Here is a 21,032-nt window from a genome sequence, read left to right on the forward strand (position 1 = left end):
TCAGCCGTCTGGAAATAAAAAACTTCAAATCAATCAAGGAACTTGAACTTGATTGTAAACGGGTGAATGTTTTTATTGGTAAACCAAATGTGGGAAAGTCAAATATTTTGGAAGGAATTGGACTTTTGAATCCCAAACTTTTAAATGCAGTTTCCAGTAAAAAAAGGGCAGTCAGATTTGAGGGAATAAATGAACTTCACTTTGACAATGATCAAAATAATAATGTATATGTTGGAATTGAAATAAATGAAGGATTATTATATAAACTTGATCTTTTTAAAATAGGGAAAAACAGTCAAGAAGTTGTACCAGGAATTTATATCGTTTATCAGGATATAAGTTCTATCCGTGCAAAGAAACAAGGGAAAAAGTCTAGTGTGCTAATTCCTATGTACAAATTACCAGGACTTCAAGATATAACAAGAGGAACGCTACGATTTAAAGTTGTTGAAAATGATTTTGATTTAATAACAAATGATTTTTTTAAAAGTGATGATGGAGAAAAGTTAATGAATGATTTATTTTCCATTATTAAATATGAATTTAAGAGTGATTTTTTATTTGAAAATGAAAAGATAGATAATGATTCCCTTACCTGGGATGCCAGTAATCTTTTTGACATAATCACGGGTATCGATAGCCTCAAACAAAAAATCGTCGAACTCTTCAAAAATGACTATGGCTTGCAATTTGTTTTTTCCAAAATAGATAAGAAGTTTTTTGTTCAAAAATTGGTAGACGGTTATATTTATCAATATCCTTATTCATCCGTAGCAGATACTTTCCAACGCTTCATATTTTACCTCGCAGCGATAGAATCGAATACAAATTCCGTATTGATTTTCGAAGAGCCGGAAGTTCATTCTTTTCCTCCCTATGTTAAAGAACTTGCGGAGAGAATTGTTTCAAAAAAGGATAATCAATACTTTATAAGTACACACAGTCCCTACATGCTACAGACGCTTGTGGAAGAATTGGACGATTCGGAATTGAATGTAATTCTAACTTATTACAAAGATTTTCAAACTCATGTCAAAGTATTGACTGCTGCCGAGCTACGGGAAGTTCAGGATTACAGCATTGATATTTTCTTCAACCTAAATAAATTCGAACCCAATGCCTGACCTTCGATTTCTTCCGGAATGTCATGCAGATACAACGCTGGTTTTATTCCTTACAAATAATGATCCTCGTGTTATTCATGCGCCAGGTTATCCGGAAGTGGGCGTTACAATGCGTAAGGCAAATAATAACATCACACTAATAGGATTTGTGGATGACGATAAAAGAGTTCCTCCATATTTTGATGATTTTGAAATTATTGATTCCGGAGATAAAGTCATTTTGAAGAAAAAATTGGAAAAAGATCAATATCTGATCATTATTCAAAAAGCGATTGAATCCTTTCTTCTTTGGAACGCAGATCAGGTTGGAATTGATTTAACGAATTTCGGGTTTCCTAGAGATGTCAAGTTGTTAGGAAACAGGCTGAAAAGTTTACAGATTGAAAAAGATGAGAATTTTCAGATTTTACTTGCTGCTTTGGACAACCAAAATGCCCCAGGTTTTGTTAAAATAAGAAGCATATTAAACGAGCTTGTCGGGTAAAATAAAATTACTTTAATGAAAATCCTTATTACCGGTGCCACAGGTTTAGTTGGAAGTGCTGTTGCACGGCTATTTCTTAAAGAAAATCATACAGTTCTTGCGCTTTTTCGTACGGGTTCCGACAGAAGTCTTCTGGCGGATGTGGAGAATAAAGTTGAATGGGTGGAAGGTGATGTACTCGATATCGGTTCACTGGAAAAAGCAATTGAAGATGTCGACTTCGTAATTCATACCGCAGCAGTGGTTTCTTTTGTGCCCCGCGACCGTAAGATGATGTATAAAGTCAACATGGAGGGCACTGCCAATGTTGTAAATGTTTGCCTTCAAAATAAAGTAAAAAAGCTTTGTCACGTCAGTAGCATTGCAGCTTTGGGCCGACCTGATTCGCGAAAAATTACTTCTGGTGAAGACTTTATTATTGATGAGGAACAGCGCTGGGAAGATTCTCCTGAAAATTCGGAATATGCAAAATCCAAACATTTGGCCGAGCTGGAAGTTTGGCGCGGTATTGCCGAGGGACTGAATGCCGTAATTGTAAATCCTACATTAATATTGGGTGAGGGCGACTGGGCTAAAAGCAGCACACAGATTTTCCGTTATGTACATAATGAAAAACCTTTTTATACAGAAGGAATAGCAAATTATGTAGACGTTTTGGATGTTGCGCAGGTCGTTTATAAACTCATTTTTTCAGATATTTCCGGGGAACGGTTTTTGTTGAATGCGGGAAGTATTTCTTATAAATCTCTGTTTTTCAATATCGCTGATTCTATGGGAAAGAAAAGACCATCCTTTAAAGTAGGTTCTGGTCTGGCCGCCGTCATATGGCGTGTAGAAGCAGTACGTACCTGGCTGATGGGAACCAAGCCGTTGATCACCAAAGAAACTGCACAATCGAGTGCTCGTCGCTTTCGTTACAACAGTGATAAAATTCAAAAGGCAATCGGGTTTGAATTTCAGCCAATTGAGAAAACGATCGCGCGTGTCTGCGAAAGTTTAACCGGCAGGATTTGAATAAACCGGATTTATTTTTAACTTTCTTTTATTATTGTGTGGTGTAAAATACCCTCAACTCTAACCTACTAATCCGTATGATGGAGAAAAACTTCGGGGAAAGAAAAGATTACATGAAAGAAACATTGCTCCGGTTTGAGCGAATGCTTAAAACCAATGAGTCGGAGTTTTTTGATTTGGATGCATACGAGAAGGTGACGGAGTATTTTCTGGAAAAGGGTGACTGGGACAAGGCTTTTCAGGCCTGTGAGCTTGGGTTGACCGATTTTCCATATTCACTTGATCTTCTGCTTAATAAAGTACAAATTCATGCCAATCGCGGAGAACACGATCTGGCAATGGAAATATTGGAGCGTGCCTCTCTGTTTCATCCGGGAGATGTTGAAATTTCTTTCATGCAGGTCGGAATTTCCAATATGATGGGCGAATATGAGGAAGCAATTTCCGTTCTGGAAAGCCTGTTAAACCGTTTGGAAGACAAAGATGAAGTCTATTTCCAGATTGGACAGACTTATCAGAACTGGGGAAAATATGATGAGGCAATTCAGCATTACAAGCTTTCTCTTCGCAATAATCTTAATAATGAAAGCGCTTTGTATGAACTGGCGCACTGTCTTGACCTGATCGGTGAACTGGAAAGTCATCTGGCTTATTATCACGAGCTGGTCGACAATAATCCGTTTTCGCATCATGCCTGGTACAATCTGGGCATCGCTTTCAGCAAACTTGAACGCTATGAAGATGCAGTAAATGCATATGAATATGCTACGCTGGTTAAGGACGATTTTGCGTCTGCTTTTTTCCAGTTGGGAAATTCTTACATGAGCCTGGAACAATATGAACAGGCGAAAATACAATATCTCAGAGCCATCGAACTGGAAGGCAAACAGACAGAAACCTGCTGCTGTCTGGGGACTTGTTATGAGAAATTAGGTGAATACGAAACGGCGATCAAATATTACCGTGAAGCGGTGAAAATGGATAGTCAGTGGGATGATGGCTGGTATGGTCTGGGAATTTGTTTTAGTGAATTGGGTCGCTGGTATGAAGCTGTTGGTTTTTTAAGAAAAGCAATACAGATCACAGAATTAAATCCTGATTACTGGCTGGCACTGGCAGAAACGGAATTCCGGGTTGGTAACGTAGTTTCGGCTTTTGAAGCTTTTGAAAAAGCAGCAGAAATTGAACCGTCAAATCCTGATATCTGGCTTAAATGGTCGTTTGTTCTTTTTGAACAGGGAAATTATGCCAGAGCTTGTGATTTGTTAACTGCGGCGATTGAAGAAATGCCGGAAGAGGCTGATCTTTATTATCGTATGGCCGTTTACCAAATTCATTCCGGTGATTATCGTGAAGCGCTGATTAATCTGGAAGTTGCTTTGACGCTCGATTATGATGGGCATTTGCAGTTATTCGACTTTTTTCCTGAATTGGAGAAACAAAAGGCATTGTTCAGAATTATTGAGCAGTACCGAGAAAAGTAGATTTTTATTGAATTGAATATAAACAGTTTCTTGAATCTGCTAAGGCAGTAATTCAAGAAACTGTTCTGTTTTAATATCAACCGCACATTTGAAATGGCCTTCCGGACAAGCCTTGTGACCATGAAGTCCGCAGGGACGACAATTCAGTTTCTCCAAAACTTCAACAATATGTGAATCGTCTGATAACGGGCCAAAGCCAAATTCAGGAACTGTGGAACAATAAACAGCCGTAACCGAAGCATTCACAGCAGAACTGATATGCATGGGCGCGGAATCATTGACAAAATTCATAACAGAACTTTTGATTAGCGCAGCAGATTGCAGAAACGAAAGTTTGCCACAAAGATTCTGAATCTTGTCTTTTGAAATAATCTGGTTATGAATATTTTCAGCTAATGTATTATCTCCCGGTCCGCCCAACAGAAAGATTTGATACTGATCATCAATTTTATTAATCAACCGAACCCAGCCTTCTTTTGTATATTGTTTTGTAAACCATACAGAAGCCGGAGCGATGCAGATATAGGGTTTGGATTGATAAGGTTTTACAAAATCAAAATCAGCGTTGGAAGGATAAAGCTTTGGTTTGGAAATGGCCCCGGAAACTTCATTTTTAATTAAAGCATTATTACGTGTCACTTCATGTACGCCGTTTTCAATTTGATGCGGAAATTTGTCAGTGAAGAGAAATGAAAAGGGATTTTTATCGAATCCTGTACGTTTTGCAGCTTTTGAAAAACCGGTTAATAATCCGGTACTGCCAAATCTTTGCAGGTTAATAACCCAGTCGTATTCCGTTTTTCTGATTTGTTTTAATAACTGAAAAAGGCTTTTGAATTTTCCTTCTTTCTTTTTCCAGATTAAAACGTTGGACAAATATGGATGGTTTTCAAACAAACCTTCATTTCCTTTTCTTACTAAAAAATCGATTTGAGCATCAGGAAAGCCCTGATGTAAGTTTTCCAATAACGAAGTTGCCAGAATTACGTCGCCTATAAAAGCAGTTTGAATAACAAGAATTCGCTTCGGAATCATTTTATTGCAGTTAGAAAATAAATATCAATTCAATTTTATATAAAGAATTGATATACAATTTGTTGTAATGTAAATTGCCGATTGCCGACAGCCGAAAGTCCTTAAAAAACTTTCTTTCAAACAAAAGTCTGTAATTTTGCAGACAGTACCGAAAATTATTGACAGGTAATTTGTGTTCATAAGGAATGAAGAGAAATAATATGCATAAACGTGCGAATGCCGAAACTCCCTCACTAGCGTTAACAGAAGAATATAAGTTACACACCTTAGCTAACGGAATACGCATAGCGCATAAACAAGTTCCTTACACGCAGATTGCGCATGTCGGGATTATGCTCGATATCGGTAGTCGCGATGAACAGCCTCACCAACAGGGACTGGCGCATTTTTGGGAACATATGGCCTTCAAAGGCACAGAAAAACGCAGTTCATACCATATCATCAACCGTCTTGAAAACGTAGGCGGGGAATTAAACGCGTATACAACAAAGGAAAAAATCTGTTTCCACGCTTCCGTTCTGGATGATCATTTTGATAAAGCCGTTGATCTTTTAGCAGATATCGCATTCCATTCCGTTTTTCCGGATAAGCAGATTGAACGCGAAAGAAATGTAATCATCGAGGAAATGTCGATGTATAACGATTCGCCGGAAGATGCGATTCAGGATGATTTTGACCAGCTGGTTTTTGCAGATCATGCTTTGGGAAATAATATTCTGGGAACGCCGGATACCGTTAATTCCTTTGGAAGAGAAGAACTTTTTCAGTTTATCAATGAAAATCTCGATACCGAAAAAATTGTAATTTCTTCGGTTAGCCGGTTGCCTTTTTCAAAAGTGATAAAGGTGGCTGAGAAATATTTAGGAAACGTTCCGTTTAAAAAAACGACACGTATTCGTCAGGCGCCTGGAAATTATTCGCCGATAATTCAGGAAAAAGAACGCTCGATCACACAGGCGCAATGTGCGATGGGACAACCAGCGTATGCACTTGGAGACGACAGACGTTTGCCGTTTTTCATGCTCGTAAATTTACTGGGCGGACCAGGAATGAACTCCCGTTTCAACTTATCGCTTCGTGAAAAATATGGTTTTGTCTATTCCATTGAAGCAAATTATACACCATATCTGGATACTGGTTTTTTAGGGATTTTCTTTGGAACTGAGCAGAAACAACTGGCCAGAAGTATTTCGTTAATCAACAAGGAGCTTAAAAAAGTGCGTGAAATTCCTTTGTCAACTCTGCAATTGCATCAGACAAAAGTGCAGCTGATGGGACAATTGGCGATGTCAGAAGAAAGCAATATGAGTTTTATGCTGATGATGGCGAAGAGTTTGCTGGATACCGGACGGGTTGATACTTTGCCGGAAATTTTCTCGGAAATTCAGGAAATTACATCTGAGCAATTGCAGACGATTGCTCAGGATATGTTCAATCCGGAAAACTTCAGTTATCTGACTTTTATTCCTGAATAATCAGGTTTAAATATTGTTATTGAAAACAGTTATCGGCGAAAGCTGGTAACTGTTTTTTTATGCCGAATTGTCTTTTATCAATATCTCAAAGAAATCCTGATAGCCTGATTCCTTTTTTGAGGCGTAATAATAGTGTCAGATTTCATGTAACCGGGCGATACAGATTATCGTTTCGCCTGGTTTATTATTTCAATTTAATTGCCTTTCCAATGCTGTTTTCAAACTTTCATAATTACTTTTCCAAACCTTTCCTGATTTTATTTCTTGCCATATCTTTTTTGACAGCAAAAGCTCAACAGGCTTCTAATCCATATATTCCTGCTGAATTACCTGATAGAATTATTTTAAATACAACGCAAGATCCTTCGACGTCCATGGCCGTTAACTGGCGGACGCAGGAATCGGTTACTGAAAGTTTCGCCGAGATCGCTGTTGCGAGCGCAGATCCTCGTTTTGTTGATAAAGTAAAGCGAATAAAAGCGAAATCAGAAAAAGTGGTTTTTAACGAAACACCCACAGCGATGTATCATTCTGTTGTTTTTGACAATTTAAAACCAAATACAAAATACGCTTACCGGGTTGGGCAAGGCGAAAATTGGAGCGAGTGGATTCATTTCAATACAGCCGGGAAAGTGGGAGAGAAGTTTTCATTTCTTTATTATGGTGATGTTCAGGTTAATATCCGGTCCATGTGGTCGCGTGTGGCGCGTGAAGCTTTTGGAAAAGCGCCTGATGCGAAACTGGCGATTTATGCAGGAGATTTAATCAATAAAGCCAATCGCGATGTGGAATGGGGCGACTGGTTCCAAGCTGGCGGATTTATTCACAGCATGATTCCGGGTTTTCCAACACCTGGAAATCATGATCATTATGAAGGACCAAACGGAAAACCGCTGACTTCTGTCTTCTGGCGACCGCAATTTACACTACCAGAAAATGGACCGGTTGATTTAGAAGAGACCTGTTATTACGCCGATATTCAGGGAACCAGATTCATTTCTCTGAACTCGGATAGAGCCGAGGAATCTGATGAGTACCTGGAAAAACAGCGTGTTTGGATAGAAAAAGTTTTAAGCAACAATCCAAATAAATGGACGGTCGTAACTTTCCATCACCCGATCTTTTCTCCAAAATCAACCCGTGATAATAAACGCATGCGGGAAACTTTCAAACCGATTTTTGATAAATATAAAGTTGATCTGGTTTTACAAGGTCATGATCATACCTATGCAAGAGGAATGGCGAAAATTCCAATGGCACAGAAAGGTGCAACTTCAGGAACTATGTATGTGGTATCAGTAAGCGGTCCGAAAATGACAGATTCAAATGTAGAAAAACGTGACTGGATGGATCGGTCTGCGCTTTATACACAATTTTACCATGTAGTCACAGTTGATCATGACAAACTGAGTTTTGAAACATTAACGGCTACGGGAGAATTGTACGATGCTTTTGATTTGATCAAACAAAAAGGTAAAATTAACAAGCTGATTGACGGCATACCTCAGAATGTTCAGGAAAGAAGATAATCCAGTTTGAAAATTCAAAAAACTGTAAAAATGAAAAGATATATTTTTTTGCTTTGGGCAGGTTTCGCCTTGGTGAGCTGGAATGTGCGGGATGAAAATGAGGATAAGAAGAAAAAAGAGGAAAAAGAATTTCCTTCTGAAATTATAGATTTTAAAGCTTATGAGGGCAATCCGGTTTTTAAAGCAACCGGCGATACCGCAACCTGGGACGAGCAAATCCGGGAAAGAGGTTTTATTTTGAAAGAAGATAAAACGTATTACATGTGGTACTGCGGCTATACCAAAAAGACGGGCAAAGAAATAAAATACCTGGGACTGGCAACCTCGCCGGATGGCTTAAAATGGACGCGATACGCTAACAATCCGATTCATAAAAAAAACTGGGTGGAAGATATGTTTGTACTGAAATCTGCCGGGACATATTACATGTTCGCCGAAAGTAAAGATGATATTGCAAGACTGCTCACCTCAAAAGACAAAATTAACTGGGACGACAAAGGTGCATTGGATATTCGTCTGAAAAATGGAAATCCGATTTCAAAAGGACCTTTCGGAACGCCTGCTGTTTGGAAAGAAGGGGATATCTGGTATTTATTTTATGAAAGAAATGACTCGGATGTTTGGCTTGCTACTTCAAAAGACCTGAAAGTCTGGACCAATGTGCAGGATGAGCCGGTATTAAATTCCGGACCGGAAACGTATGACAAATTTGCTGTTGCCTTCAATCAGGTTATCAAATACAAAGGATTGTATTACGCTTATTACCACGCATCAGCTTTCAAAGACTGGCATGAATGGACGACAAATGTTGCCGTTTCAAAGGATTTGATCCACTGGAAAAAGTATGACAAAAATCCGATTTTGAAGGGAAATAAATCCAGCGGATTTACGGTGAATGACGGGAAGGAATTCAGATTTTATACCATGCACCCGGAGGTGAATGTTTACTTTCACTAATTGATTTTTATCTGGTTGCTACAAATATTGCGGTACGCTGTACCTTGGCATGTGTCGTAGTTTTCGTCTCTTTCTACAATTATTTCGGCGCTCCGCGCCTTTTCTAGCAAAGCGTAGTCCGCCGAAATAGTTGTAGAAAGCAAGATTAACCGTGATTTGTCCAGGTGCAGAGCACCGGAATATTTGTAGCAAGGAAAAATAATCTCTTTATCATACTAAGGTGCAGAGCACCGGAATATTTGTAGCAAGGAAAATTGTCTCTTTATCACACTAAGGTGCAGAGCACCGCAATACTTGTAGCAAAGAAAATGGTCTCTTTATCATACCAAGGTGCAGAGCACCGTAATATCGAGAAATAACGTATTACTTTTTCCTCATTATCGCAGCCACCTGAGCAAAATCTTTTGCTAAAAACAACTCATATAAACTTTCAATCTCTGTCCAGCTGTCAAACTGCGCTTCGATTTCTTCTTCCTCACTGTCGTTGAAGATGCCCAGAACCGTCATGTTTTTACGACTTTCCAAAACGACCTCATTATCACCAACAAATATTCCGACCCAGAAACGACCATTTTCTTCGTCCATTTCAAGTGTTTCTTCAATGACATCACGGATATCTTCCATGTCTACATCATCGATTGAATCGCCCCAGGCTGTTTGTAAATAAATTTCAGGTATTGACATTGTGTTTTATAGTAAAATGAAAAGAGATTGGGTTAAGATATTCGTCTTTTCCCAATCTCTTTTGTTGTGAAATATATTATTAACTACACGCTTTCTTCTGCACGGTAGTAAAGCGTTGAGCTGTTTTCCGGTCTCAAAATGTTTTTGGCAGCTTCATGCAGATCCTCCGATTTCATATTTCTGATAATCTCGGCATCTTCATTCGCCCAATCCACATTGCCGGCATTTGCCGCAAAAGCAAGGTTCATCGCACGGTTCAAAAGTTCCACTTCTGAAAACGCTAACGTGGCTTCGGTTTGATTTTTAACTTTCGTTACCTCTTCGTCTGTTGCTCCGGAAGTCACTATCTCCTTCAACAAGTCTTTAACAGCTTCATCCGCTTCTTCCAAAGTAACGCCCGGATTCAGGTTTCCTTTGATCAAAAGTAATCCCGGATCAAGCGAAGAAGTAGTACTTGCGCTGATGCTATTGAAAAGATTTTTGTCTTTTAAAAGCGCACTGTACAAACGCGAAGATTTTCCTCTTCCCAAAATATCACTCAACAAATCCGACGCATAAAAATTTTCATCATACCGTCCCGGCATATGGAAAACTTTAATTAAAGAATTCAGCGGAACAGCCGCCGAAGTTTCCAGGTGGCGCGCTTCATTTTGTTTAGGTTCCTTTTCCAGATTTCTTACATAAGGAGCACCGGCAGGAATTCCCTCAAACCATTTTTTAGAAAGTTGTTTAATTTGCTCCAATTTTACAGCACCAGCCACAACCATCACCGCATTATTCGGACGATAAAAACGCCAGAAAAATGCCTCAACATCTTCCATCGTCGCACGTTCGATATGTTCAATATCTTTTCCGATCGTTGCCCAGCGGTATGGATGTTTCTGGTAAGCAAGCGGACGCAATTTTAGCCACATATCTCCATAAGGCTGATTCAGATAACGCTGCTTGAATTCCTCAATAACCACTTTGCGCTGTACTTCCAGCACATTTGGATCAAAAGATAGACTCATCATCCGGTCAGATTCCAGCCAGAAAGCAGTTTCTACATTATCGGCAGGCAATGTGATATAGTAATTGGTTATGTCCGGCGAAGTAAAAGCGTTGTTTTCACCTCCAACCGTTTGTACCGGAATATCATAATTTGGGATGTTTTTAGAACCTCCAAACATCAGATGCTCAAAAAGATGCGCAAATCCTGTACGCTCTTCATCCTCGTCGCGCGACCCAACATTGTACAAAATATTAACCGCCGCCATCGGGGTCGAAAAGTCTTCATGAACATATATTTTCAGACCATTGTCCAGCGTAAAGTGCTCGTATCGAATCATAAATCAGGTCAATTAGTAGTAACGGCACGGTTCTTTCCAAAATAATCAAAATATGGAGAAACCCGTACGCAGGTTTTGTGGTTATGAACAAAGCTAATGCTCAGGTGGGATTCCACCAAACCATTTATACCGATATACCTGATAGTCATGAAATTTACTTTGCAGTTTTGTTTTTTGTGTTTACTTTTTCTGTTCTCCCCCAAACTTTCCCAGGCACAATTGCTCAATGATCCGGTCACTTTGAAACTGGTTCAAAAAGGCCTTGATCACATTTATAACTACGAATACGCCGAAGCGGATGCCATATTAAATCAGGTTGAAAAGAAATATCCGAATCATCCCGTTTCATATATTCTGGATTCGTTTGTGATGTACTGGAAATATCTGCCGATAAAAGATAATCCTGCTAAATCGAAAGAATATGTCAGCAAATTAAATCAGTGTCTGGATGCGATTACCAAAAAATATGGTAAGGATAGCAAGGATCCGGAAGCTGTTTTCTATACCATTGTGGCGAGAGGTTATATCGCAATGATGTACAATTATAACGGAGAATTGATGAGTGCTGCTGGTGAAGCTAAAAAAGCTTATAACGCATTGATCACAGGATTGAAACTTACCGAAAGAAATCCTGAGTTTTATTTTACTTCCGGGATGTATAATTATTATGTTGAATATTATCCGGAAGATCACGGGATTGTTAAACCTTTAATGATTTTCTTTAAAAACGGAGATAAAGCGTTGGGTTTAAAACAAATCGATATAGCCACCAGACAAGGCGTAATTACCAGAGCTGAGGCTTGTTTTTATTTGTCTCATATCTATCTGGAACACGAATCCAACTTTCCCAAAGCACTGACTTACACGCAAAAACTGGCTGCCTGGTATCCTGAAAATCATATTTTCAACATGGTAAACACGGAAACTTTGCTTTTAACCGGACATTATGATGAAGCCGGAAAGGGAATGGAAAAATTGAAAGCGAATAACAAAGGATTCTATCCAATTGCCTACAACACTTTCCAGGGAATCATTTTTGAAAAAGATGCTAAAAACGATACCGCCGCCCAAAAATCATATTTAACCGCACTTCGTACGCCACACGACGATCAGTACACCCGTGAGTATTATGCGATGGCATACGCAGGTTTGGCGCGTATCGCGAACAGGGCAGGTGATAAGGGAAAGGCGAAAGAATATTATAAAAAGGCGCTGGAAAAAGCGGAGTATAAATCGATTATTAAGGAGGCGAAAGCGTTTAAATAGTTGTTAATTATTAATGGTCAATTGTTAATGGAAAACGGGTTGCAAGGAATATTCCTGCAACCCGTTTTCCATTATTTTATTTTGGGAATTGTGATTTGTCAAGGCCTGGGATGATGTTCAGTGCATTTTTATAGTAAAGTTTCTTCAGAACCTCATCTGAAAGTCCCATGCCGTACATACGCCAGAAGGCGTGGTATTTTTTGTGGTAGGGGAAATATTCGTCTTCGGTTTCAAGTACTCTGAAATAAGTAGCATATTCGGAGGGAACCCAGCTGTCTTTTCCAAATAATACTCTGTCCTGCCATTTGTCGAAGAATTTTTTTGCTGCTCTTGGCTGGCGTCCGAGTTCTGCAATTACGGCTCCGATTTCAACATACATATTTGGAAAAACAATCATCAGACTATCCAGCTTTTTCAAATTGTTCGGATACCAGCCCATGTGAGCGTTGACGAAAGTCGTTTTTGGATTATCTCTGAAAATCTTGTGTTGTTCAGAAATTAATGAATCAAATGGTACCGGATCATTCGGTCCGCGGCGACGGCCTGGATGTGTTTTTAATTCCAGCCATCGTTCGTTATAACGATCCATGGGATCCCAAAAAGAGGGAACGTCGGCGGTGTGAATTAAAACGGGGATTTTCAATTCTCCGCATTTTTTCCAAACCGGATCCAGACGAGGATCGCTTACCGCTACGCGGTTTCCTTTATCATCCTTAATACCGCTGAAACCTAAACTTTTATAAATTTTCAAACCTTTGGCGCCCATTTTTACATCGGCTTCCAGTTGTTTTACCGCTTTTTCTGTCCAGTCTTTATCACCAAATCCTTTAAATTGTAGATTGGTGAAAATGGCGATACGCTTCGGTTCGTTTTTGGCAACATTTTCAAGTGAACCTTTTAACGTTGCTGTTCCTTCTTCCCAATTATCACTCCATCCGCGTCCACTCAAATTGACCATAATACCCATATTCAGACTATCCATCTGAGAAACCAGGAATTTCAGATCCTGAGTCGGCATTTGGTACTGATGATTATGCACATCAATGAAAGGGAATTTGGCACGTCTGAGTTTGTGCTCTTCGACCTTTAAAGTTGAAACCGGATCGTATTCTTCAAAACCAAGCGGTTCAACAGCATTCTGGGCTTTTGCACTTTCCACAACAGCTCCAAAAGTAAAAGCAAAGGATAATGAGAAAAGTAAAGGTCTGATTAATTTCATAGGAATGGTTTTGAAAATTAGTCAAAAAGAAAAGCGATCACTTTTCAGGTTTGTAAATCAAAGCGACACAATGTGCAGCAATTCCTTCTGCTCTTCCAACAAATCCCAAATGCTCCGATGTTGTCGCTTTGATAGAAATATCTTCTTCTGAAACATTCATGACTCTGGAAAGACAGGTTTTCATTTCAGGAATATACGGATTTAATTTTGGTCTTTGAAGCACGATCGTGACATCAACATTCCCGACTTCGAAACCTTTTTCGCGAATCATTTCCAATACTTTTGCCAGCAAAACTTTGCTGTCGACACCTTTCCATTGCGGATCTGTATCTGAAAAATGAAAGCCAATATTGCGCATATTGGCAGCACCCAAAAGTGCATCACAAAGTACATGACAAACTACGTCCGCATCCGAATGTCCTTTTGCGCCGTGCGTATGTGGAATTAATATGCCGCCAAGCCAAAACGGGCGGTTTTCAACTAATTGATGAACATCATAACCTTGTCCAATCCGAAAAGGAAACATGCGAAATTTGATTAATAAATAGTAGCCGCAAGTTGGTGATTGAATTTGTTAAAGACAACCTCCGTCCGACGGATTTTTTGCCGATGAAGGATAGATAACAATTTTATGATCCGACGACAATTTTATTTTGCCTGGTATATAAAACAAAAATCTCCGAAATCTGGAAGATGACGGAGATTTTTACATTCTATTATTTATGCTTGCTAACGTTTCGGCGCAGCAATTTCTGTCCTTAGTTTTTGAATTTCTTCTTCCTGGCTGGCAGCTTTAAAATAATAGTAAAGTCCAGCGATCAGGAATATCTTTGATAGTATAAACACTGCTACAAAAGCCGGACGCCACCATTTGTGCACCTTGATGTAGGTATCGTTAACTTCAATATCCAGGTATTCATCTTTCCTTTTGGTATCTTCTTTTGGAATGTCATAATAAGTATGATTTCCCTTTTTCTGAATATGCGTTTTGTTCGTCCGAAGCTGAATTACATTTCTTATTTCATCAGGCGGTGGAACTGAATTTTGCAGAAAATAGCCCTGAATATTTTTTTCAAACCGAATGATATAATCTGAAATCTCAGAATGCGTCAATATCATCTGATTCACCTCATGCTCTTCCGCCTCAGTCGTCATACCCAGCAAATAAGACTCTAAGATCCCGCTTTCTATAAATTCGTGAGTTTTCAATGTGTGTTATGATTATGCGTTTGGAGATTTGAAAAATTCGTGAAATGCTTTCAGCACTTCCGGTTTTGAAATTTTTAATTTTTCGGCAACTTCATCAGGTGAAAAACCCTGACGAAAAGCCAGATCAAATATCAATTCCGGCGTACTTTCAGGCGTCGAATGGTTCTCATTATGTGGCGCAATGGCCATAATTTTCCTTTTTGCTTCTACGGCCTTGGCTCTGGCAAGTTTGATCACACAAACAGCAAAAGTAAATGGATAACTATTACACGATTGAAGAAGTGGGGATGCAAATACATTGACCAGAATTTCCTGTGCTAAATGTGGCTGGGGGATGATCTGTAAAATAATCCCGTAAGCCATTGCACCGTATTGATCGTAGACTTCAAGTGTCGTCAGGGGGCTAGATGTCCTGATTGCCGACTGGCCACCAGAATTATCATTTGCACGTTCAAGTTCATTCATATAACGCTGACTTTTAACGGATAGAGATTTACGGGTAAGGTGAAAATTTTGAAGATGATGGTTAATAAATTAAAATCTTATCCAGGTGAGAAATATTAGATTGTAGAAATATTACTGCTTTTTTTAATAAAATGTCTGGGCTAAATTAAAAAGTTCTCTTGATAAATCATCATAATGTCTGCCATTTTATTGCTAATGTTTTATAAAGTGCTTTAATTATCCATTTAACGAAGATTTTGCAGCTGTTCCGCTAATATCATTTTATTTAAGCAGGTGCTGGACAACAACTTGTGGTTGTAACATATTGCTTTAGTAAAAAAAGATGTTATTAACTAACTTTGCCAAATGAGAAAAAACATTGCAGTTATCTTCGACATGGATGGTGTTATCGTTCATACTAATCCATATCATTCCAGAGCTTTCCGGGAATTTTTTTCGAGCCGAAATCTTAACCCATCTGATGAGGATTTCGCCCGGCATATGTTTGGCAAAAGCAATAGCTATATTCTTTCACATTTTCTGGAAAGGACGATTGAAGGCGAGGAATTACGGGCTTTGGAGGATGAAAAGGAAAGTTTGTTCAGGAAAATTTATGAACCTTTCATTGATCCAATTTCCGGTATACTTTCTTTTATTGACGATTTATATCAAAATGAAGTAAAGCTGGGCGTGGCAACTTCTGCACCTGTTGCCAATCTTGACCTCGTTTTTAGCAAGGTGCCTTTGCGAGAAAAAATGGGATCGATCCTGGCCAGTGAGAATGTTACAAAACATAAACCTGATCCTGAAGTTTATCTTACTTCTGCAAAAAATCTGGGTGTCTCGCCGGAAGATTGTGTCGTTTTTGAAGATTCGTTTTCAGGTGTTTCTGCCGCGTTGAATGCGGGAATGAAAGTAGTTGGTGTGCTTACTTCGCATACGATTGAAGAATTGCCTCCTTGTAATTTGTATATTAAGGATTATTCTGAAATGTCGTTTTTAAAGGTTTCAGAATTGTTTCAATAATTTGTTTCGTGCCTCCCGTTGGGGTGGCCGTTGGGGCGACCCTCGTGGTCGCCCTGTTCGAATTATCCGAAATATTATATTGGTTGAATTATCTGGGGATTTCCGGGCAACCGTAGGGGCGACCCTTGTGGTCGCCCTCGAATTATCCGGAATGTTGGATTGATTAAATATCTGGGGATTTCCGGGTAACCACGAGGGTTACCCCAACGACCGTATCCTATATTTTGGCGATATCATTCACCCGAACATCAAACGCACCCGTTAAAACCTGTCCGTTTCTTTTCACCTGAAGAAATATTCTATACCGTCCGCTTTTTGGAAATGAATAAGGAAAAGAAATCCGGTTGCTGTGGTCCATCGCATTCATTCCGCCCGTTTCATTTTGCTTATACATACCCATTTCAGTCATCAATAATTCTTCCCTTTCAATAGTCGACATGGCTTTAAGTTTTGCCATATATCGATCAATGCTGTCACGAAAAATGGCCGGCGAAGGCCTCTGCATAATTTTTGTAGTATCTGTCAGTCTGTTTTTCAAAGTTTGTTCCGCAGCCATGGCAAAAGTGCCGGAAGGGTGCAAATGAATATACACAGAGCCATCTGAACGAAGCACAGCGACATGTCCCATCATACCCAGATAGGGTTCCGGAAATGTTGGCGTTCCATCAGGATTAAATATTTCGAAATTTAGCAAATAAGGTTTTCCGGCTTCCAGCGGTTTGTCCGGTTTTCCCTCCCAAACTGCATAAGAACTATCTTTAAAAACGGTTTTTGTTCCGGGCTTTCCACAAATCACAACATTTTCATCCAGCGGAATTTTGCCTGGCGCATTGATCGCATCCGTTACTACATAGGTATCTTCCTCCGCCGTTTTTTTTATTTCGTTTCCTTGTACAGCAGGATCAGGAATTTCCAAGGTATCTACAATAGTTTCTGCAAAACCGGAATACTGAACTACATCAGCATACATCAAATACTTGCCGGCAGGCAGATTTGGCAAATAAGCCTGATAAGTTACACTATCTTTTCTTTCAGGGTGAATGTGGGCAAAAGCATCCAAACCAGGAGTCCGCACGAGAAAAACGTGCATTAGTTTTCCATGATCAGGAATTAATGTACTTAACATACTACCACGTTTCTTTTCTTCCCAATTGGTGGTATCAATTTTTAGTTGGAAAATACGCTGTCCGTCTTCATTACTAATAGACGAATTTCCTTTTAATGGTTTGTAAATGTTCCTGTTGTAACGCGCTGCCCAGCTATTCCACCAGCTGCTGCCGCCATATAAAATTAAGGCACAAACGACGGTCGCAATGCCCATATTCATCCATCTTTTTCTTTTTTGTCTGGATGATAAAACTTCGCCCGGACGCATTAATCCGTCGCTTACACTGGCACCAATAGCAGTGACCATCAATAAAAAAAGCAGAACGCCAAGTAATGAAAGACCAAAGCCAAGTCCCTTTGGCATAACTCCTTTTGCAGTAGAAACAGCAACAACAGGAACAATGAATTCTCCCTTTCCTTCTTTTCCTGATATTTCAATCTGTACACTGGAAGATCCGCTTTGCATGAGCCATACGACTCCCTGAAACTGTCCGGGCTGACCGGCAACGGCATGGATTTCGTCAGCAGATGGTGCTCCCTGACTTCCAAAACGGAATGTAATAGGTCTGGCAAGAACTTTCTGCGGATCTCCATTTTCAACAAAAACAGTAATGCTGGCTGTTCCGGGAATTACTTCCGGCGGTGTGATATCAATTAAAACTTTGTATGGACCAGCCTGTCCTTGCAAAAGTACGCCTGAGCTTCCAACATGTGCAGAAGAAATCTGAACGGAAATCAGAAGCAGAATTATTAGGTAAAATATCTTTTTCATCGTTGAATCTTGTTCATCCAGTTTCCCCATTTCAAACCAATCCGCGTGGAAATCACGCTGCTAACCAGGGCTATTCCCAGTCCTTTAATTAAATCAGAAGTTGTATCAAGCGCCCAATCGGCAAATTTGTATCGAAATTCCCAATTCGGATTGCTGCCAAAATACCAGTAGTGACTTCCGAAAAACCAGTTTCTGGCATATGGAGATTCAACAAGAAATGATCCGGCGTACCATTGTGCTGCAAAAAATGTCAAAAGAAAAGCGGTTCCTAAAATCAGACTTAAAATCCAATCGTTCAGATAGGCAAATTTGTTTCTTAAAATATCGGCAAGAAATGCCGGTACAATTAGCAAGATTGGAAACTTAAATCCCTGGTAATGATCAATATGATTAACGATCGGACCCAGTTTTGGTTCTGCCGGGAAAAGTGGAATAATCCATAAAGTGAGCAGCATTAGCAAACTGTAAATCGCCGTTACAGCCGTTATTGTCCATTTGTTTTTTACTGCTTTCCCCAAAGCCATCAGGTAAAAAGGAAATACAATGCAGGCAACGACATAAAAATCGGATTTGTGCGTATTCCTGATTCCCATTTCTTCCGAAAGCAGCGTATACCACATCGTTAATAAAAATCCGGCAGAAAGGGAAAATAGCCAGAACAAGATTCTGTTTATGTTTTTCTTTTTGTCTAGACTGTCGTTGAAGAAAGGTTTATTCTGATTTTTAAGTGAGATAACGCTGATCATCGCACCAAACTGAACGCTGATAATTCCCAAAGCCAGAATTGTATGCGGTGGAGAAAGAATGGTAATATCAAGTCCATAGGTATTGTGCCACCAATCGTCAAATGGAGCGGAAGTCAGCATTGCCAAAGCGCCCCAAACACAAAATAATTGGCCCAAAGAACTGTAAAAAAAGCCCCAGACTTTTACACTTTTACTTTTTTCGATCGGACTTCCCCAAAACGTAACTCTCAATATTTCATATCCTGAAAATATCCCGGAAACGACTGCGCCAAGATAAATAATTAAATGCGGCGGAGAAAAAAGTCCATCACGACCGATACTCATGTGCCAGCAAATATCCCAGATCAATCCGGTGATGACACAAAAGGAAGAAAATACGATTGCGAAAATGTAAAATGGAATTCCCTGATTACCGTGAAGTGCAACGACGCGCCCGGGTGGAGCTGGCGGCGGACTTAATGTATTTTGCATTTTGTTAAAGTGGTTGGGGGGTAATTTATCAATGAGTAATTAATGCAAAAACGCTTATATATTCCTTTTGAGAATAAAAAGATACAGAATATTTATTGTTACTCAAAACAAGATAAGTCGGGCTAGTTTTAAAATGGGCGCATAGCTTTTACAAACCGTCCTTTAAAATAAGTAGAAAAAAGATTGTCTTCCCGAACGCCTTTTGAAGTGGAAGCGTGAATGAAAAATATTTCCTGCTGATTGCGAACATCCGTAACAATTCCGGCATGGGAAACATACCCTTCTTTTCCAGCTTCGGGAACAAAAAATACCCAATCGCCTGGGCGGATTTCCTGGATACTTGCCACTTCTGTCCCAAATTCAGACTGCTGCCAGGAAATTCTTGGGACCTTAATTCCAACTTCCGAATAAACGGAGCAGATTAATCCTGAACAATCAATGCCATTTTTGTCATTACCGCCTGAACGATAGGGAGTTCCGGAATAAGTTCTGGCGACTTCCACGACCTGAGGAATTTCACGGTTGTAATTTCCAGACGGACTGGTACTTGAATAAGCTGGTTTTTCTTTCGCTGGCGTTGGGCGACTGCTAACCGGTTTTCTAGCCGGTGCGGATGCTGGTCTGCGGTTATTTGCTGTTGTATTTGTTCTTCTTGGCTGCGCTACCGGGGCAGGATTTTTACGAAGTGTGTCGCAGGAAAATAGTATGATGGTAAAAACGAAAAGGCAAATCGTAGTGAATAAAGAAAAGGAAATCTGCTTCTTCATGTCTAATTTTTTGTTGATTAATTTCATTTCAATCTTACCATAACACTTACAAATAACGATACTTCTGTGAAAAATTGTTGAATCAAAATTTGAAAAAGGATGAGCTGACTCGTTAATACATTGAACTTCAAATTTCAAACATATTTTTCAGATTGAAAAAATGAAGGAAATATTATGTGGGAGCCGGCTTTGTCAGTAGTTTTGTCTTTAATCAGAATTGATTTTCTGATCTTACTATCCTTTAAATCTCAAATCTTTTTTAATGAAAATTATTTGTGTAGGCCGTAATTATACGGAACATATTGAAGAGCTGAAAAATGAGCGCCCTGATTCGCCGGTTATTTTCCTGAAACCAGAAACTGCTCAGATTCGTCCGGGAGAGCCATTTTTCTATCCTGATTTTTCAAAAGATATTCACCACGAAGTTGAACTGGTCATCAAAATAAACCGTGTTGGTAAAAATATAGAAGAACGGTTTGCGCATAAATATTATGACGAAATCGGAATAGGCATTGATTTTACAGCACGTGATCTTCAATCAGAATTGAAAAGCAAAGGGTTGCCGTGGGAATTGGCAAAAGCTTTTAACGGATCTGCACCGGTTTCAGAATTCTTGCCAATTTCAGATTTTGAAGATATTCAGAACATCAATTTCAGTCTGGATGTAAACGGAGAAACCCGCCAGTCGGGCAATTCGTCGATGATGTTGTTCCGAATTAACTACCTGATTTCTTTCGTTTCAAAATATTTTATGTTGAAAAAAGGAGATCTTATTTTTACAGGAACACCAAAAGGCGTGTCATCTGTAAAAATTGGCGACAGGTTAACTTGTTCAATTGAAGGTAAAAAACTTTTAGAATTGTCGGTGAAGTAGAGGGGAGAAGTTTATTT

Annotated in this window: 20 protein-coding genes; 10 read left to right on the top strand and 10 right to left on the bottom strand. The window is 39.4% G+C overall.

The features are described 5' to 3' along the window. The first annotated feature begins 62 nt into the window (after nucleotides 1–62). The 4 genes from IEE83_RS00665 to IEE83_RS00680 all read left to right on the top strand — a co-directional run bounded on the left by IEE83_RS00665 (nucleotide 63) and on the right by IEE83_RS00680 (nucleotide 4,106). Nucleotides 63–1,124: an AAA family ATPase gene (locus tag IEE83_RS00665; protein WP_310588457.1), complete on the top strand. Its 1,062-nt coding sequence runs from the start codon at nucleotides 63–65 to the stop codon at nucleotides 1,122–1,124. Beyond that, nucleotides 1,117–1,608, top strand: coding sequence for a hypothetical protein (locus IEE83_RS00670; protein WP_194118723.1), 492 nt, complete (start codon nucleotides 1,117–1,119; stop codon nucleotides 1,606–1,608). Before IEE83_RS00665 ends, IEE83_RS00670 begins: the two co-directional genes overlap by 8 nt. Before the next feature lie 15 nt (nucleotides 1,609–1,623). Continuing rightward, nucleotides 1,624–2,622, top strand: coding sequence for an NAD-dependent epimerase/dehydratase family protein (locus tag IEE83_RS00675; protein WP_194118724.1), 999 nt, complete (start codon nucleotides 1,624–1,626; stop codon nucleotides 2,620–2,622). Between the two features lie 77 nt (nucleotides 2,623–2,699). Next, nucleotides 2,700–4,106 (top strand): tetratricopeptide repeat protein, encoded by a 1,407-nt coding sequence (locus tag IEE83_RS00680; RefSeq protein WP_194118725.1) that lies wholly within the window; start codon nucleotides 2,700–2,702, stop codon nucleotides 4,104–4,106. A gap of 39 nt (nucleotides 4,107–4,145) precedes the next feature. Here IEE83_RS00680 and IEE83_RS00685 read toward each other — a convergent pair whose 3' ends face one another. Then, nucleotides 4,146–5,141 (bottom strand): glycosyltransferase family 9 protein, encoded by a 996-nt coding sequence (locus IEE83_RS00685; RefSeq protein ID WP_194118726.1) that lies wholly within the window; start codon nucleotides 5,139–5,141, stop codon nucleotides 4,146–4,148. A 185-nt stretch (nucleotides 5,142–5,326) separates the two neighbouring features. Here IEE83_RS00685 and IEE83_RS00690 point away from each other — a divergent pair, with 185 nt between their 5' ends. The 3 genes from IEE83_RS00690 to IEE83_RS00700 all read left to right on the top strand — a co-directional run bounded on the left by IEE83_RS00690 (nucleotide 5,327) and on the right by IEE83_RS00700 (nucleotide 9,102). Next, a complete protein-coding gene (locus IEE83_RS00690; RefSeq protein ID WP_194118727.1) occupies nucleotides 5,327–6,616 on the top strand; it encodes a M16 family metallopeptidase in 1,290 nt (429 codons plus the stop codon). A 209-nt stretch (nucleotides 6,617–6,825) separates the two neighbouring features. Next, nucleotides 6,826–8,145: a purple acid phosphatase family protein gene (locus IEE83_RS00695; RefSeq protein ID WP_194118728.1), complete on the top strand. Its 1,320-nt coding sequence runs from the start codon at nucleotides 6,826–6,828 to the stop codon at nucleotides 8,143–8,145. 30 nt (nucleotides 8,146–8,175) lie between these two features. Then, nucleotides 8,176–9,102 carry a glycoside hydrolase family protein gene (locus IEE83_RS00700; RefSeq protein WP_194118729.1) on the top strand — a complete coding sequence of 309 codons (927 nt, stop codon included), beginning with the start codon at nucleotides 8,176–8,178 and terminating at the stop codon, nucleotides 9,100–9,102. Between the two features lie 363 nt (nucleotides 9,103–9,465). Here IEE83_RS00700 and IEE83_RS00705 read toward each other — a convergent pair whose 3' ends face one another. Together IEE83_RS00705 and IEE83_RS00710 are read right to left on the bottom strand one after the other, a co-directional pair. Then, the gene (locus IEE83_RS00705) at nucleotides 9,466–9,786 is read right to left on the bottom strand and encodes a hypothetical protein (RefSeq protein WP_194118730.1); all 321 of its coding nucleotides are present in this window, start codon (nucleotides 9,784–9,786) and stop codon (nucleotides 9,466–9,468) included. An 83-nt stretch (nucleotides 9,787–9,869) separates the two neighbouring features. Continuing rightward, a complete protein-coding gene (locus tag IEE83_RS00710) occupies nucleotides 9,870–11,114 on the bottom strand; it encodes a M16 family metallopeptidase (RefSeq protein WP_194118731.1) in 1,245 nt (414 codons plus the stop codon). Between the two features lie 147 nt (nucleotides 11,115–11,261). Here IEE83_RS00710 and IEE83_RS00715 point away from each other — a divergent pair, with 147 nt between their 5' ends. Beyond that, nucleotides 11,262–12,380, top strand: a complete 1,119-nt coding sequence (locus IEE83_RS00715; RefSeq protein WP_194118732.1) for a tetratricopeptide repeat protein — start codon at nucleotides 11,262–11,264, stop codon at nucleotides 12,378–12,380. Nucleotides 12,381–12,456: 76 nt separating this feature from the next. Here IEE83_RS00715 and IEE83_RS00720 read toward each other — a convergent pair whose 3' ends face one another. From IEE83_RS00720 to IEE83_RS00735, 4 genes are all read right to left on the bottom strand, one after another. Further along, complete coding sequence (locus tag IEE83_RS00720) at nucleotides 12,457–13,599, bottom strand: amidohydrolase family protein (RefSeq protein ID WP_194118733.1); 1,143 nt, start codon at nucleotides 13,597–13,599, stop codon at nucleotides 12,457–12,459. Between the two features lie 37 nt (nucleotides 13,600–13,636). Beyond that, entirely contained in the window at nucleotides 13,637–14,125 is a 489-nt protein-coding gene (gene ispF, locus IEE83_RS00725; RefSeq protein ID WP_194118734.1) for a 2-C-methyl-D-erythritol 2,4-cyclodiphosphate synthase, read from the bottom strand. 203 nt (nucleotides 14,126–14,328) lie between these two features. Further along, nucleotides 14,329–14,808, bottom strand: coding sequence for a hypothetical protein (locus IEE83_RS00730; RefSeq protein WP_194118735.1), 480 nt, complete (start codon nucleotides 14,806–14,808; stop codon nucleotides 14,329–14,331). Between the two features lie 12 nt (nucleotides 14,809–14,820). Then, nucleotides 14,821–15,273 (bottom strand): RNA polymerase sigma factor, encoded by a 453-nt coding sequence (locus IEE83_RS00735; RefSeq protein ID WP_194118736.1) that lies wholly within the window; start codon nucleotides 15,271–15,273, stop codon nucleotides 14,821–14,823. Between the two features lie 345 nt (nucleotides 15,274–15,618). On the opposite strand from IEE83_RS00735, the gene IEE83_RS00740 reads away from it, so the two are divergent. Then, the gene (locus tag IEE83_RS00740; RefSeq protein WP_194118737.1) at nucleotides 15,619–16,278 is read left to right on the top strand and encodes an HAD family hydrolase; all 660 of its coding nucleotides are present in this window, start codon (nucleotides 15,619–15,621) and stop codon (nucleotides 16,276–16,278) included. A gap of 217 nt (nucleotides 16,279–16,495) precedes the next feature. Here the strand turns inward: IEE83_RS00740 and IEE83_RS00745 are convergent, their stop codons facing one another. The 3 genes from IEE83_RS00745 to IEE83_RS00755 form a co-directional block, all read right to left on the bottom strand. Further along, nucleotides 16,496–18,157, bottom strand: a complete 1,662-nt coding sequence (locus IEE83_RS00745; protein ID WP_194118738.1) for a DUF8832 domain-containing protein — start codon at nucleotides 18,155–18,157, stop codon at nucleotides 16,496–16,498. Further along, nucleotides 18,154–19,374: a hypothetical protein gene (locus IEE83_RS00750; RefSeq protein ID WP_194118739.1), complete on the bottom strand. Its 1,221-nt coding sequence runs from the start codon at nucleotides 19,372–19,374 to the stop codon at nucleotides 18,154–18,156. The genes IEE83_RS00745 and IEE83_RS00750 overlap by 4 nt, the downstream gene beginning before the upstream one ends. Before the next feature lie 128 nt (nucleotides 19,375–19,502). Next, nucleotides 19,503–20,141: a C40 family peptidase gene (locus IEE83_RS00755; protein ID WP_194118740.1), complete on the bottom strand. Its 639-nt coding sequence runs from the start codon at nucleotides 20,139–20,141 to the stop codon at nucleotides 19,503–19,505. Between the two features lie 262 nt (nucleotides 20,142–20,403). On the opposite strand from IEE83_RS00755, the gene IEE83_RS00760 reads away from it, so the two are divergent. Beyond that, nucleotides 20,404–21,015: a fumarylacetoacetate hydrolase family protein gene (locus IEE83_RS00760; protein WP_194118741.1), complete on the top strand. Its 612-nt coding sequence runs from the start codon at nucleotides 20,404–20,406 to the stop codon at nucleotides 21,013–21,015. The last annotated feature ends 17 nt before the right edge of the window (nucleotides 21,016–21,032 follow it).

The sequence above is a fragment of the Dyadobacter subterraneus genome (assembly GCF_015221875.1).
GTDB classification, from domain to species: Bacteria; Bacteroidota; Bacteroidia; order Cytophagales; family Spirosomataceae; genus Dyadobacter; species Dyadobacter subterraneus.

Excerpts from the sequence above, each read along its gene's own strand:
- IEE83_RS00670 (WP_194118723.1), top strand. The coding sequence starts at position 1,117 with ATGCCTGACCTTCGATTTCTTCCGGAATGTCATGCAGATACAACGCTG.
- IEE83_RS00675 (WP_194118724.1), top strand. The coding sequence starts at position 1,624 with ATGAAAATCCTTATTACCGGTGCCACAGGTTTAGTTGGAAGTGCTGTT.
- IEE83_RS00680 (WP_194118725.1), top strand. The coding sequence starts at position 2,700 with ATGATGGAGAAAAACTTCGGGGAAAGAAAAGATTACATGAAAGAAACA.
- IEE83_RS00685 (WP_194118726.1), bottom strand. The coding sequence starts at position 5,141 with ATGATTCCGAAGCGAATTCTTGTTATTCAAACTGCTTTTATAGGCGAC.
- IEE83_RS00690 (WP_194118727.1), top strand. The coding sequence starts at position 5,327 with ATGAAGAGAAATAATATGCATAAACGTGCGAATGCCGAAACTCCCTCA.
- IEE83_RS00695 (WP_194118728.1), top strand. The coding sequence starts at position 6,826 with ATGCTGTTTTCAAACTTTCATAATTACTTTTCCAAACCTTTCCTGATT.
- IEE83_RS00700 (WP_194118729.1), top strand. The coding sequence starts at position 8,176 with ATGAAAAGATATATTTTTTTGCTTTGGGCAGGTTTCGCCTTGGTGAGC.
- IEE83_RS00705 (WP_194118730.1), bottom strand. The coding sequence starts at position 9,786 with ATGTCAATACCTGAAATTTATTTACAAACAGCCTGGGGCGATTCAATC.
- IEE83_RS00710 (WP_194118731.1), bottom strand. The coding sequence starts at position 11,114 with ATGATTCGATACGAGCACTTTACGCTGGACAATGGTCTGAAAATATAT.
- IEE83_RS00715 (WP_194118732.1), top strand. The coding sequence starts at position 11,262 with ATGAAATTTACTTTGCAGTTTTGTTTTTTGTGTTTACTTTTTCTGTTC.
- IEE83_RS00720 (WP_194118733.1), bottom strand. The coding sequence starts at position 13,599 with ATGAAATTAATCAGACCTTTACTTTTCTCATTATCCTTTGCTTTTACT.
- ispF (WP_194118734.1), bottom strand. The coding sequence starts at position 14,125 with ATGTTTCCTTTTCGGATTGGACAAGGTTATGATGTTCATCAATTAGTT.
- IEE83_RS00735 (WP_194118736.1), bottom strand. The coding sequence starts at position 15,273 with ATGAATGAACTTGAACGTGCAAATGATAATTCTGGTGGCCAGTCGGCA.
- IEE83_RS00740 (WP_194118737.1), top strand. The coding sequence starts at position 15,619 with ATGAGAAAAAACATTGCAGTTATCTTCGACATGGATGGTGTTATCGTT.
- IEE83_RS00745 (WP_194118738.1), bottom strand. The coding sequence starts at position 18,157 with ATGAAAAAGATATTTTACCTAATAATTCTGCTTCTGATTTCCGTTCAG.
- IEE83_RS00750 (WP_194118739.1), bottom strand. The coding sequence starts at position 19,374 with ATGCAAAATACATTAAGTCCGCCGCCAGCTCCACCCGGGCGCGTCGTT.
- IEE83_RS00755 (WP_194118740.1), bottom strand. The coding sequence starts at position 20,141 with ATGAAGAAGCAGATTTCCTTTTCTTTATTCACTACGATTTGCCTTTTC.
- IEE83_RS00760 (WP_194118741.1), top strand. The coding sequence starts at position 20,404 with ATGAAAATTATTTGTGTAGGCCGTAATTATACGGAACATATTGAAGAG.